13 protein-coding genes, 1 tRNA gene and 1 pseudogene are annotated in these 13,303 nt (G+C 35.5%); 2 read left to right on the top strand and 13 right to left on the bottom strand.

The genetic code is table 11. From position 1 onward, the window contains the following. Nucleotides 1–56 precede the first annotated feature (56 nt). The 10 genes from ACYIAM_RS06965 to ACYIAM_RS06920 all read right to left on the bottom strand — a co-directional run bounded on the left by ACYIAM_RS06965 (nt 57) and on the right by ACYIAM_RS06920 (nt 9,519). A tRNA-Cys gene (locus tag ACYIAM_RS06965) sits at nt 57–130 on the bottom strand. Between the two features lie 431 nt (nt 131–561). Then, nucleotides 562–1,173 (bottom strand): C40 family peptidase, encoded by a 612-nt coding sequence (locus ACYIAM_RS06960; protein WP_483747739.1) that lies wholly within the window; start codon nt 1,171–1,173, stop codon nt 562–564. 72 nt (nt 1,174–1,245) lie between these two features. Further along, a complete protein-coding gene (locus ACYIAM_RS06955; RefSeq protein WP_483747738.1) occupies nt 1,246–1,662 on the bottom strand; it encodes a DUF4878 domain-containing protein in 417 nt (138 codons plus the stop codon). Between the two features lie 141 nt (nt 1,663–1,803). Beyond that, entirely contained in the window at nt 1,804–2,514 is a 711-nt protein-coding gene (gene truC, locus ACYIAM_RS06950) for a tRNA pseudouridine(65) synthase TruC (protein WP_483747737.1), read from the bottom strand. A gap of 22 nt (nt 2,515–2,536) precedes the next feature. Then, on the bottom strand, nt 2,537–3,355 hold the full coding sequence (locus ACYIAM_RS06945; RefSeq protein WP_483747736.1) for a pyridoxal phosphatase: 819 nt from the start codon (nt 3,353–3,355) through the stop codon (nt 2,537–2,539). 66 nt (nt 3,356–3,421) lie between these two features. Then, on the bottom strand, nt 3,422–4,027 hold the full coding sequence (recR, locus tag ACYIAM_RS06940; protein WP_483747735.1) for a recombination mediator RecR: 606 nt from the start codon (nt 4,025–4,027) through the stop codon (nt 3,422–3,424). 208 nt (nt 4,028–4,235) lie between these two features. Continuing rightward, nucleotides 4,236–4,826 (bottom strand): glycerol-3-phosphate 1-O-acyltransferase PlsY, encoded by a 591-nt coding sequence (gene plsY / locus ACYIAM_RS06935; protein ID WP_483747817.1) that lies wholly within the window; start codon nt 4,824–4,826, stop codon nt 4,236–4,238. 180 nt (nt 4,827–5,006) lie between these two features. Beyond that, complete coding sequence (gene uvrA, locus ACYIAM_RS06930) at nt 5,007–7,835, bottom strand: excinuclease ABC subunit UvrA (protein ID WP_483747816.1); 2,829 nt, start codon at nt 7,833–7,835, stop codon at nt 5,007–5,009. Nucleotides 7,836–8,078: 243 nt separating this feature from the next. Further along, a complete protein-coding gene (kdgK, locus tag ACYIAM_RS06925; RefSeq protein ID WP_483747734.1) occupies nt 8,079–9,023 on the bottom strand; it encodes a 2-dehydro-3-deoxygluconokinase in 945 nt (314 codons plus the stop codon). Nucleotides 9,024–9,048: 25 nt separating this feature from the next. After that, a complete protein-coding gene (locus tag ACYIAM_RS06920; protein ID WP_483747733.1) occupies nt 9,049–9,519 on the bottom strand; it encodes a NanQ anomerase/TabA/YiaL family protein in 471 nt (156 codons plus the stop codon). A 195-nt stretch (nt 9,520–9,714) separates the two neighbouring features. Here ACYIAM_RS06920 and ACYIAM_RS06915 point away from each other — a divergent pair, with 195 nt between their 5' ends. Together ACYIAM_RS06915 and ACYIAM_RS06910 are read left to right on the top strand one after the other, a co-directional pair. Further along, nucleotides 9,715–10,464: a glycosyltransferase family 25 protein gene (locus ACYIAM_RS06915; protein ID WP_483747732.1), complete on the top strand. Its 750-nt coding sequence runs from the start codon at nt 9,715–9,717 to the stop codon at nt 10,462–10,464. 382 nt (nt 10,465–10,846) lie between these two features. Then, a pseudogene (locus tag ACYIAM_RS06910) lies at nt 10,847–11,918 on the top strand (IS3 family transposase). Between the two features lie 4 nt (nt 11,919–11,922). Here the strand turns inward: ACYIAM_RS06910 and ACYIAM_RS06905 are convergent. From ACYIAM_RS06905 to ACYIAM_RS06895, 3 genes are all read right to left on the bottom strand, one after another. Next, complete coding sequence (locus ACYIAM_RS06905; protein WP_483747731.1) at nt 11,923–12,270, bottom strand: VENN motif pre-toxin domain-containing protein; 348 nt, start codon at nt 12,268–12,270, stop codon at nt 11,923–11,925. A gap of 29 nt (nt 12,271–12,299) precedes the next feature. After that, complete coding sequence (locus ACYIAM_RS06900) at nt 12,300–13,001, bottom strand: hypothetical protein (protein WP_483747730.1); 702 nt, start codon at nt 12,999–13,001, stop codon at nt 12,300–12,302. Nucleotides 13,002–13,216: 215 nt separating this feature from the next. Next, the gene (locus tag ACYIAM_RS06895) at nt 13,217–13,297 is read right to left on the bottom strand and encodes an integrase core domain-containing protein (RefSeq protein WP_141670356.1); all 81 of its coding nucleotides are present in this window, start codon (nt 13,295–13,297) and stop codon (nt 13,217–13,219) included. Between the last annotated feature and the right edge of the window lie 6 nt (nt 13,298–13,303).

Genomic DNA, 13,303 nt, shown 5'->3' with positions numbered 1-13,303 from the left:
GTATTGATGATTTTAAAATGACAATATTTTATCTTATTGATTTTATTGGTGATAAATGGAGGCGCGTCCCGGAGTCGAACCGAGGTAGACGGATTTGCAATCCGCAGCATGGCCACTCTGCCAACGCGCCGTACAGGTCTATCTGAATAGGTTGCAAATATTAGCATTGGCTTTATTAGTCGTCAAGTTCAAATAGATTATAATTACAGCAGTCACTTCTTTTTTTATTTGATTATTAAAAATCTATTTACTTTGGACACAAGTTTTAAAAACTTAATACATTATAAATGAAAAGTGCAACTATCGGCGCTATAAGGGTGTCTTTTACTCTATAGCGAGATCTTATTAATCTAATTTTATTGTTATTAACCAATTTATTATTAAATATATTTAATAATAAATTAAATGCTTTTATAACCTATTACTAGACACCTCGTATAATATTGAAATCTAACTATAGCCTAGGTACACAGCATTGTCTACGAACAAATATCGCACTAAATACGGTTAAATTTTATTTCATGCTAGATCAACTCGTATAGCTTTCATGACAAGAAGTTATTACGGTGCTTCTGGATATTTATAGATCCAAGTAATATCTGGATAATTTGCAAATGCGTTAGGGAATAAATAAACACCACTTAATAATGGAAAGTCAGTAAACTTCCATTCAACTTTGAAATTGGGATAGAATTTAGTGATGGAGTCAAAAAGTAACGTTGTACAATAAAGATGTGGCTGTTCACGAGGAGCTAAGACAAAGGCTTTACCTTGCTTTGTTAAAAGATCACTAACAATTTGCTGTTGTTGTACATCAGATAAAAAATTAGGTCTTGCTATAGCATATTTTTCGGCTAATTCAGGAGCTATGAACTCGGGTAAGGTCGATACAATCACTTGATTAGGAAATTTGTCATCATCACTCGTGGTCGCATGAATAATTTTAATTTCGGGATTAGTCGATATAATCATGCCAATATGTGAAAAATCACCACCACCTAATTGTTTAACAATAAGGCTATCGGTTTGTATACCTTTTCTAAAAATCCAATCCCCTACTTTTACTGAATAAGGCAATTTAGAGGTTGAATTTGAAGAATAAATAGACTCATTAGCAAAAACAACCGTTGCCAGCATAATAAAAATAATCGAGAAAAAACGACAGTAGTTCATCAAAATTCATTCTTAACTAGAAAGGATAAATTAGTATCTACCCTTTCTAATATAACATTGCTATATTATCTTTTATTTAAGATTAATCATCCATTTGTTATCAGTTTTGATTACTGATAGGCTACTTTCATCTTTTTTAGTATTATCTTTGAAAAAAACAGTCGTTTTTACTTTAGCCATGGTTTTTTCATCATTAGTATATTCTGCAGGAGCAGACTCAACTTTATCAAGGCCGCCATGTTCATCAGCAAATTTTTTCCCTTGTTGAAGCGCTTCTTGCATTTTGCTTTTCACTAACATTGCCATATCCATATCTTTGTGATTATCATTTTTAGGGAAATTGATCAAATTCATAACGGTATCTGTATCACCTTTATAAATTGCTGTGATAAATTTTTCAGATACTTTTTCTGGAGTATCTTCAGTCGAACACGCTGTAACAATAAGTGCCAATAAAAAAACGCTTAAGAATTTCATTAGTAATTTCATTTTTATTTCCATTATCAAATTTAATTTATAAAATATTTTACATTCTTTCCTGTCGATTAAATTATACAGATAGCATCAAAGGAAAGAGGTAAAATAATACTATGTAATAAGATAATCGCAAAGCAACTTTATTTTGAAACATTACTTTTTAAAATTTACAAGGATATCTTGCCAATTTTGATCTAATTTAGCTTCAATAGCGATTGGTTTATGGTTAAGAGGATGAGAAATCTCTAACCTACTCGCATGTAACATCAAGCGTTTAACGCCAAAATAGTTGGCAAAAGCACGGTTTTGATGAAGATCGCCATGCTTACTGTCTCCCAAAATAGGATGAAAGATATGTTTCATATGACGACGCAATTGGTGCTTACGCCCTGTTTGTGGTTTTAATTCAACAAAACTATATCTTGCTGTTTCAAATTTACCAACCTTAACCGGCACTTCAATTTTGCTAATAGATTTATAAAAAGTGACTGCATCTTGTGCTGGCTTATTTTTATCAGATAATTTGTCAGCAATTTTATCTAATTCTTCAACTAAAGGGTAATCGATCGCAGATTCACCCTCAAGATAACCACGCACAACAGCATGATACGTTTTCTCAATTTGTTTTGTGGCAAATTGTTCTGACACGAGCCTTGCTACATCACTAGAAAGGGCAAACAGCAACACACCAGATGTTGGCCTATCTAGTCTATGCACAGGAAAAACATGTTGGCCAATCTGATCTCGTAACGTTTGCATAACAACAACTGTTTCTTTTTTATCTAACCAACTGCGATGCACAAGCCAACCCGATGGTTTGTTAATCGCAATTAAAGCATTATCATGATAGAGAATTTCAAACATAGTCTATTTTATTGAAAATCAATTAGAGAAATAGCCTTTCAAGTTCAGCAGCTATACTTGGGCTATTATTATCGCCAATAGCGTAACTTGCTTTTGCTTTTACTCCATCATCGGCATTCCCCATAGCAATCCCTAATCCAGCAATAGATAACATACTAATATCATTATAACTATCACCAAAAGCGACTATTTCGCTTAAATCAATATTTTCATGCTCAGCCCAATGCGTTAAACCATTTCCTTTAGTATTACCTTTAATCGCAACATCTGCTCGATTTGACCAAGACCATTCACACGAGAACACATCTAATGCATCTACCGCATTTGAGAATTGTCGTAGAGCAGGAAGGTTATGGCTACTGGTTGCAAATTTAAAAATAGCACCAGATTGATCAATCACGTTTTCAAAACTCGCTACTTTTTTGATTTCTGGCTGTAAAAAATCGGGCAATGTTTTGACCCATTTAAAAAAGCCTTCTAGATGATCATCTAACACTTCATAAGTCATCATTTGATCAGTATAAACTAAAGTATGGATACCATATTGGTTAACTAGTTTTAATAGCATTCTTGCTTGATCTTTAGTCATTGGTTTAGCAGCAAAAGCATTTTGTTTTTCAAAATTATAAAGATAAGATCCATTACAACAAATTGCGGGGGTTGATAATTTGAGTTGATAGTAATAAGGATAAATTACAGAATGGTGACGCCCTGATACTAAAATGACTTTCACACCTTTAGCACTGATTTTTTTTATCATCTCGACAGTTTCTGGCAAAACTAAACGATTACTGGCTAGTAACGTGCCATCCATATCAAAAGCAACCGCTTTATACTTCATATAATCCCCTTTTTTATTTCTAATCTTTGTTATAAAAATTAGCTGAGTATTAGAACTTCAATAAATTTAAAATTCAATTTTTTGACGCCCAACAAATGAATGCGATAAGGTAGTGCCATCCACCATTTCAAGTTCACCACCAACTGGAACACCATGAGCGATTCTTGTTGCTGTCACATTAAACTGCACACACATTTGCGCAATATAATTGGCGGTTGCATCACCTTCAACGGTGGGATTAGTGGCTAAAATAACTTCGTTGATTGATTCTGACGCTAACTTGTTTTTCAATAAATCAAGACCAATATCGCTAGGACCGATACCGTCTAATGGCGATAAATGGCCTAACAATACAAAATAACGACCACTATATTGTCCAGTTTGTTCTATGGCAACTATATCTGCGGGAGTTTCGACAACGCAAAGCTGCCCACTATTTTGACGACGAACATTTGCACAAATAGCACAGATTTCTTGTTCGGTAAAAGTTCGACACTCTTTGCAATGACCTATATTTATCATCGCTTCATGTAGCTCATGAGCTAATTTTATTCCACCTTGTCGATTGCGTTGCAATAAATGAAAGGCCATTCGTTGTGCCGATTTGGGACCAACGCCCGGTAAACAACGCAGTGCTTCTATAAGCGATTCTAATAATGGGCTTATTTGCATGTATTATTTGATTCTCACATATTTAAATTTTAAGTTAATAATACCTTTTTTCAATAATCTATCAAACAAGAATTATTTTAGTTGTTTAATTTAATAATAATGAAAGTTGAAAAAAACTTACAGAAAATTAATAGTTAAAATAATGCATAGCGACAACTGTTTTCAGAAACAATCGTTAAATTAATACTGATTGCATATAAATTTTAGACTATTGTTTACTCTTGCTATGATAGTAACTTTTCGGTTCTTCACCCTTTAAAAGGCGCATAATATTACTATTATGACGAATGATAATCAAACAAGAAAGCATAGCAACAGGTAAAGTAAGCTCAGGTTTGAATAGCCAAACATAAAATGGCGCCATAAGAAAACCAACTATTGCTGCAACAGAAGAATACCCAGTGATAAATAATGTAAGTAACCAAGTTAAAATAAAGCAACCTGTAAAATCAAATCCTATGGGGACCATCATACCTAACGCAGTGGCAACACCTTTACCACCACGAAAATGAAAAAAACAGGGAAACATATGACCTAAACAAGCAAAAATACCTATAATACCTAAAAAGAAAGGAGGAATATCAAGTCGATAAGAAATATAAACCGGAATCGTACCTTTTAGCATATCAAAAATTAAAACAAAAATGGCGGGTAATTTACCATTAAGCCGTAAAATATTGGTTGCCCCTGGATTGTGCGAACCATGTTCTGAAGGATTAGGCAAATGCATGATATGGCTAATAATCATTGCACCAGAAAGCGATCCCAAAAAATAGGCCATTATGATCATTAATACCATTTGAAATGCCACAATATCACTCCTTTCATTTGCCGCCTTTAATAATCGAACGCTAAATGCTAATCAGCACCTTAAAACCTGTATCTGACTCTACTTGCTGGTAAAGTATAATAGAACAGACGTCATACCTTGCCCGTTCTATCTACGCTAAGTAGTAATAATACAATCCTACTTAGTTTATTATTTTTCCAACAACGGTTTTAAATATTTTCCAGTGTAGGAATGTTTAGATTTAGCAACCTCTTCAGGTGTCCCTTCGGCAATAATCTCTCCCCCACCATTACCCCCTTCTGGACCTAAATCAACTATCCAATCAGCTGTTTTAACCACATCCAAATTATGCTCAATCACAACAATTGTATTGCCTTTATCTCGCAATGAATGCAATTGCGCTAGTAATTGTTTAACATCAGCAAAATGTAGACCTGTTGTTGGTTCATCTAATATATATAAAGTGCGTCCAGTATCTCGCTTCGATAATTCTTTTGCAAGTTTTACACGTTGTGCCTCACCACCTGATAATGTTGTTGCTGATTGCCCAATGGTAATATAAGAAAGACCTACATCAATTAGGGTTTGTAATTTACGAGCAATCATCGGTACTGCATCAAAAAATTCACGCCCTTCTTCAACTGTCAAATTCAAAATCTCGTTAATAGACTTACCTTTATATTTGATCTCTAAGGTTTCACGATTATAACGAGCGCCATGACACTGATCACAAGGAACATAAATATCCGGCAAAAAGTGCATTTCAACTTTAATTAAACCATCACCTTGGCAAGCTTCACATCGTCCTCCCTTAACATTAAAACTAAATCGCCCAGGATTATAGCCTCGTGCGCGGGATTCTGGTACACCAGCATAAAGTTCACGGATAGAAGTAAAAAATCCAGTATAAGTTGCAGGATTAGAACGCGGTGTACGCCCGATTGGACTTTGGTCGATCGCAATGACCTTATCAAAATGGTTAAGCCCTTTAATGGCTTGATATGGCGCTATTTCTGTTTTTTCGGCACCATTGAGTTCATTTTGTGCAAGAGGATATAACGTATCATTAATTAGTGTTGATTTACCTGAACCTGATACACCAGTAATACAAGTAAATAATCCAACCGGAATATTTAATGTTACATCTTTAAGGTTATTTCCGGTAGCGCCAATAAGTGATAATATTTTTTTCTTATCAACTTTAGTGCGCGCAGTTGGAATTTCAATCTTTTCTTTACCAGATAAGTATTGGCCTGTTAAAGATTTTTTACATGCCATAATCTGCTTAGGCGTACCTTGCGCAACAACTTCACCACCATGAACCCCTGCTCCAGGTCCAATATCAATCACATAATCAGCAGCCATAATTGCTTCTTCATCATGTTCAACCACAATGACAGTATTACCTAAATCACGTAAATGCGTTAAAGTGTCAATTAGACGAGTGTTATCGCGCTGATGCAATCCGATAGAAGGCTCATCTAATACATACATCACACCAACCAGCCCCGCACCAATTTGGCTAGCTAATCGAATACGTTGCGCTTCTCCTCCTGATAAGGTTTCAGCTGAGCGTGAAAGTGTTAAATAGTTAAGCCCAACATTAATCAAAAATTGTAAACGGTCGTTGATCTCTTTTAAGATTTTTTCGGCAATTTGAGCTCGTTGCCCTGTTAATGACAACTGATCGAAAAAATCTTTCGCTTTTTGAGTGCTTAAATCACTAATGGCCGGTAGATTAGTATCATTAATAAATACATTTCTTGCTGCTGTACACAACCTTGAACCGCCACAACAAGGGCAAGGTCGATGGCTAATATATTTGGCTAAATCTTCACGAATAGTTTGTGATTCAGTTTCTTTATACCGACGAGCTAAGTTATTGATGATGCCTTCAAACGGATGTTTACGTTTAACCACATCACCACGATCATTGGTGTAGATAAATTGGATCTCGGTATTACCTGAACCATTTAATAAAATATCTTTTACCTTTTCAGGTAATTTTTCATAGGGTTTATCAATATCAAATTTATAATGTTCCGCTAATGATTTTAGCATCTGGAAATAGTAAAAGTTACGACGATCCCAACCTTTAATCGCACCAGCAGCTAACGAAACTTCTGGCATTTGCACGATACGCTTTTGATCAAAATATTGTTGCACGCCCAAACCATCACACTCAGGGCATGCGCCTGCTGGGTTATTGAACGAAAATAATCGAGGCTCTAGCTCTGAAATACTATAACCACAAATTGGGCAGGCAAAATTAGCCGAAAACAGATATTCTTCAGCTTGAGGATCATCCAAATTTGCCACTTTAACAATACCATTAGTGATCGAAAGCACGGTTTCAATCGACTCGGCCAAACGAAGCTTTAAATCATCACGAATACGGAAACGGTCAACAACAACCTCAATGGTATGTTTTTTTTGCAGTTCAAGCATGGGTGGATCAGAAAGATCATAGACATCACCATCTACTCTTACCCGAATATAACCACTAGCTGCTAGTTGCTCAAATAATTTAACAAATTCACCTTTACGTTCGGTGACCACAGGTGCTAGCAGCATATAACGATTTTCAGTAGGTAATCCCATAATACTATCGACCATTTGTGACACCGTTTGTGCTGCTAATGGTAAATGATGATTAGGGCAACGAGGTTCACCAATTCGGGCAAAAAGCAAACGTAAGTAATCATAAATTTCAGTGATAGTTCCAACTGTCGAGCGAGGATTATGTGAAGTCGATTTTTGCTCAATCGAAATAGCTGGCGATAAACCTTCAATATGATCGACATCAGGTTTTTCCATCAATGATAAAAACTGACGAGCATACGCCGACAACGATTCAACATAACGTCGTTGCCCTTCAGCATAGAGAGTATCAAATGCTAACGAAGATTTACCTGATCCCGAAAGACCGGTGATAACAACTAACTTATCTCTTGGAATGGTTACATTAATGTTTTTTAGATTGTGCGTGCGAGCGCCACGAATATCGATATCTTTGATTGACATAGATCTCTTCTTATGTGTGTTTTTAAACTAAATGAATAGAAAATCAACTGTATATTATACCAGTAACATTTGATGAAATATACAACTATATAAATGAATCTATTACTTGACCAATTTTATATTAAAACATGGTCTTTTCTGAAACTTTTTGACAAGAATATAAACTGAAAATATTAGTTTCTAAAACTAGAACAAAAAACGGCCATGACTAACCGTTTTTCGCTGAATAAACTTAATTTATTGACTTAATTCTATTAATTTCGGCGTGGCTTCGACAGGGATAATTGCACCGCGATATTGTATAACCGTACCAGCCACCAAGTGACCCTGTAATGCTGATTGTGATGGACTGCTTCCATGTAAACGCGCACCAAGATAGCCAGCACTGAAAGAATCTCCTGCAGCGGTAGTATCAATCACTTTGTCTTTAGCTATTTTATTAGCCGGAACGTCAAAACGACCTTCAGCTGAATCAATAATACAGCTATCACTGCCTCGTTTAATAACAATTTCAGTTACGCCAAATTTTTTTGTACGTTCAATAACTTGCTCATAAGGCAATTTGCCCCATAACAAATCTTCGTCATCTAGCGTCAAAAATGCAATATCAGTAAAGCTAAGAATATCGGCATAAACACTACGAGCCAAATCAAGGCTACGCCATAAACGTGGACGAAAGTTATTATCAAAAATAACTTTACCACCATTGGCCTTAACACATTTTAAAAGTTCTAATAATTTAAGGATGCTTTCAGCATCTAAAATAGCGATACTAATACCACTCAAATACACATAATCATACTGAGCAATTTGCTGCGTTATCTTATTTGTTTCGGCTGTTTGCAACCAAAATTTAGCTGCAGCGTCATTACGCCAATAATAAAAAGAACGCTCACCCTGCTCATCGGTCACAATAGAATAAAGACCAGGCATCTTATCTGACATTCTTTGCACTAAATCAGTTTGAATATTTTCTTTTTGCCAATTATCTAACATCTCTTGACTAAAAGGATCAGTGCCAATTCCCGTTACATAATGAATTGCAAAATCATTATCTTTAAGTAAACGTGACAAATAAATAGCGGTGTTAAGTGTATCGCCGCCAAAACTACGCTCAGTCGAATTTTGTTTGATCGCCAGTTCAATCATGCATTCACCAATAACCGCTATTTTAGTTATCATATTATAACTATTATCCTTAATCAGATTATAAATAATCCAATGCGATTTTTATCACAACTTTTCGGACAGTTGCAATCTTACTATCAATTGCACAAAGGGGTTTATGTACTTCATTTGGGAAAAAAACGATAAAATCATCGGGCTGTAAAGCTAACATGGTTTCTTCTTTTGGCGTTTCAATAAAAGCAATATCATTTTCTGCTAATTTATCGTCTAACACTTTGGTATAGGGCGGTAACATGTTCACAGCCATCCCCTCTTGCCCTTCCAAAACAATCTGAACATCGATATATTTTTCATGATATTCCGGCTTAGCATCACAAATATGACGCGTTCGACTATCAGACACCATAAAGAACATCTTATCCCCATCAATATCATAGCGCCCTATAGGTGTATTAATATTAACGTTGTCTTTAATATATTCAATAGATTGTTTTATTTTGGAAGGTAAATAAGGAACTAACCTTAAATGATTAACATTACCTATAATCATACAAAATGATCCTTAAAAATATTGATGAAAATTAATACTAGTCATTGAATTACTCACAACCAATATACGCTATGATAAATCGAACTAAATTGATAAAGAGTATATACTTAAGTTATCTGCTTTTGTAGATCATTTGTTAATAAGTTTTTATCAGTATGTTACAATTTAGAGATCATTATAAAAAAGGTAAACAAAATGAAAATTTTTATAATAAATTTAGAAAAAGAATCGAAAAAAAGAGAACACATCAAAAAAGAATGCGAGAAATTAAAACTAGACTTTGAAATTTACAATGCTATTGATGGCAATACTTTATCTGATTCATTTATTCAAAATACAGTCTACGATTATCCAAATAACCTTTTAACAAAGGGTGAAATAGGCTGTGCACTCAGTCACTTAAATATATACAAAAAAATTATTCAAAACAATTTACCTTATGCCTTAATTCTCGAAGATGATGCCGTATTAGATAGAAAATTACCTGATTTTTTAAATAGCTTTAAAGCTAAAAATACTAAAAAAGGTATTTTTTCATTAGTTTCCGATTTTCACTACCTTGTTAACAAAAAATTTAACTTAGATAGTTTTGAGGTTTTTGAAGTAACAAGAGCAGTTAGAGCTAATGGATATATCATCACTCATGATACCGCAAAAAAGTTAATTAAATTTTTATTTCCTATTCGTTATGAAGCTGATATGTTTAGAATAATGAAATTATGTACCGGTATCAAAATATATGCAACATTACCCAGTCTTATAACAACTAATGATAAAAATCTATTAAATTCATCAATACATACTGATAGAGCACCACTCATCGAACAACGCTCTGAATATAGAAAAAAGCTATTTAAAAAAGATAAGAAAAAAAGAATGATAGCATTATGGTTCAGAAAACAATTCATTAGTAGGTTTGAAAAAACAAAATACTATATAGATTAGACATTCGATCAATAAATCTATTTTAAAGAGCCTTGGCATAATTAAAAAACAACATTTTTCCAAACAATTTTGGGGGGGTGAATATTAAATTTGAGAGAAAACCTAATTACTTAATAAATTATTCTCAACTGAATTTTTATCTGCAGCCCCCCTATATTCACATCTTAGATATCACCACCCTCGACAGCTATCGCTGTACCCAAGCCACCCATTAGGATTCTGTTGAAATAGAACATGATAAATAATAACAGAATGATGAGATAAATGGGAAATAATGAAATTGTTTTTTGAAAAAGTGTTACAAAATATTGTAACTATCCCCTAAAATAGTACAGCAAAAAAGTAGAAAATTCTCTATGATAAAAGTAAAGGGGATTTAATTATGAAAAAAATGACTGAACATCAAATCGTAGCTATTTTAAAAGAAGCTGAAGCGGGTATTCCTGTCAAGGAGCTCTGCCGTAAATATGGCATGGGTAATTCAACTTTCTATAAATGGCGGGAAAAATACGGCGGCATGGAAACTTCGGACATCAAACGCTTAAAGGAGCTGGAGGCTGAAAACCGTAAGCTTAAACAGATGTTTGCCGAACTGAGCTTAAAATCCCAGCTTCAGGAAGAAATCATAAAAAAGCTTTAGTGCCCACAAAGGCACGTAAAACGTGGGCACAGCAACTACAACAAAATCATTCTGTTACTATTGCGATGAGTTGTGCCATTGTTGGCTTAAGCCATTGTGCTTACTATTATCAACCTAAGTTACTGGATGATTCGGTGATTATTTCGGTATTGAATGCTATCACAGACCGGCATTTACGCTGGGCTTTCCTAAATGCTTTAATCGTATCAAAAAGCTCGGCTATAAATGGAATCATAAACGGGTGTATTGTGAGTTGAAACTTAATATTAGGGCTAAACGTAAAAAACGTATCCCCCAACGAACACCAGAAAAGCTATTGGTTCCTAATAAACAAGGTGAATGTTGGTCAATGGATTTTATGAGTGACAGTAGCCGCAATCAACGCCGGTTTAGAACTTTCAATGTCATCGATGACTTTAATCGTGAGGCGCTAGGCATTGATATTGCAGTAAGCTTACCGGCAGGGAGAATTACCCGTTACTTAGATAAACTGGCCGAATATCATGGGTATCCATTAAAAATACGAGTCGATAATGGGCCAGAATTTACAGGAAAAACCTTTATAAACTGGGCAAAGTTACATGGTATAAACATTGATTATATCCAGCCCGGTAGTCCTTATCAAAATGGTTATATTGAACGATTTAATCGTACCTATCGTACTGAAGTACTCGATTTATATCTTTTTAACAACTTAGCACAAGCAAGGAGAATAACCGAAGAATGGTTAACGATTTATAATACCGAAAGACCGCATGAGGCGTTAAATAACATGACACCGATTGAGTATAAAACACTAAAACAAGCAGCATGATTTTCTACGTGAGTTGTGTACTAGGTTTGGGGTATTTACACGCATTCTTACTCGCAGCTATCGAAGTGCTGATGTCTCCCGCATCTCCGCCACTCACTGCGGTTGATAACCCCATCACTAATTGGGTTAATGCGCTGATGTTTTGTTTTTCAACTTCAGTAAGGTCTTTGATGTCTTTTCCACCATAGAGGTTATCAATGATGACTTTTGCCGCCAGCTCGCCGCCTACGGCACCGGCTCCCCCTGCTAAGCCTGAGTTGCCTTGTAATTCGGCTACCACCGCACCCAGTATAGCATGAGATACTAATCTTGCTGTTTCATTATCACTTACCCAGTTGCCGTCTTTATCCATATGCCCTGTGTGCAGTTTTATCTGCTCGGCTATCCATGGCGCACTGGCCCCCGCAAGGCCTCCTGTAATGTCACCGGTAATAATGCCTGTGATAATTGATGTCGCTGTGTCAATCCCTTTGCTGACATCTCCCCCCATGGTGCCCAGATTTTTTGGGGGGGGTGGTTGGCTTGTAATTGGCTGTCTACCGCCTCTGAATACCAGTAGTCTTTATTGTCTTCATAATATTTATTAAAATCAATCCGTGCTTGTTCTTCCGCACTTAACTTATTATAGGCTTTCTCCGCTTCTTTTTTCGATAACGCTTCCTTGTTTTTATCTACCTCTTTTTGCGCCTGTAGGCGGTCATATTTGTTTACCACTCCTTTTGCCTGTTGAGCGATGTCTTTAACTAGCTCTACCGATTCTAATTTGTCTAGCTCTTTTTGTTTGTTAAATATCGGTTTCAGTGAGTTATTCGCATGCTCGGTATCTCGGCTTAGTTCGTTGATATCTTGTTTTTGGTCGTCTTTATTACGGATGATGAGTTGCCCATTTTCTACCGCTGAATGCGTTATGCTGGACTCTTTTTCGCTGTTTTGATACGCCGTCGGGGCGCTCGCTCCGCCAGTGCCGCCACTGACTGAGACGTGGCTAACTTTAAAATCCGCTTTGTTTTTGATATCACTAAAGCTGATTGTGCCTGTGTCAAGTTTGTTTTTACTGGTATCTTTCGCTTCTGACGATATCACCGCCACTGCCGCACAAAAACAAAAAACAATATAAAATTAATAAGTTGACCAACAGATTTTTTGTAAGTAAATAGTGTGTTTTTAAATTGAATGAGATATGACACAATAAGCAATACTACAGATAGGCTTTATTTACTACAATAGTGCATAAAAATAGTAATAGCTAAAGTGGTGCTGTAAATACCCCAAACCTAGTACACAACTCACGTAGAAAATCATGCTGCTTGTTTTAGTGTTTTATACTCAATCGGTGTCATGTTATTTAACGCCTCATGCGGTCTTTCGGTATTATAAATCGTTAA

This window comes from Gilliamella sp. X-60 (assembly GCF_057063585.1).
This window is presented reverse-complemented; position numbering and strand designations above follow the sequence as displayed.

What these genes read in the sequence shown, in the direction of transcription:
- kdgK (WP_483747734.1), bottom strand. Translation starts at nt 9,023, where the DNA reads ATGATAACTAAAATAGCGGTTATTGGTGAATGCATGATTGAACTGGCG.
- ACYIAM_RS06960 (WP_483747739.1), bottom strand. Translation starts at nt 1,173, where the DNA reads ATGAACTACTGTCGTTTTTTCTCGATTATTTTTATTATGCTGGCAACG.
- ACYIAM_RS06955 (WP_483747738.1), bottom strand. Translation starts at nt 1,662, where the DNA reads ATGAAATTACTAATGAAATTCTTAAGCGTTTTTTTATTGGCACTTATT.
- ACYIAM_RS06945 (WP_483747736.1), bottom strand. Translation starts at nt 3,355, where the DNA reads ATGAAGTATAAAGCGGTTGCTTTTGATATGGATGGCACGTTACTAGCC.
- ACYIAM_RS06920 (WP_483747733.1), bottom strand. Translation starts at nt 9,519, where the DNA reads ATGATTATAGGTAATGTTAATCATTTAAGGTTAGTTCCTTATTTACCT.
- ACYIAM_RS06915 (WP_483747732.1), top strand. Translation starts at nt 9,715, where the DNA reads ATGAAAATTTTTATAATAAATTTAGAAAAAGAATCGAAAAAAAGAGAA.
- recR (WP_483747735.1), bottom strand. Translation starts at nt 4,027, where the DNA reads ATGCAAATAAGCCCATTATTAGAATCGCTTATAGAAGCACTGCGTTGT.
- truC (WP_483747737.1), bottom strand. Translation starts at nt 2,514, where the DNA reads ATGTTTGAAATTCTCTATCATGATAATGCTTTAATTGCGATTAACAAA.
- plsY (WP_483747817.1), bottom strand. Translation starts at nt 4,826, where the DNA reads ATGGTATTAATGATCATAATGGCCTATTTTTTGGGATCGCTTTCTGGT.
- ACYIAM_RS06905 (WP_483747731.1), bottom strand. Translation starts at nt 12,270, where the DNA reads ATGGATAAAGACGGCAACTGGGTAAGTGATAATGAAACAGCAAGATTA.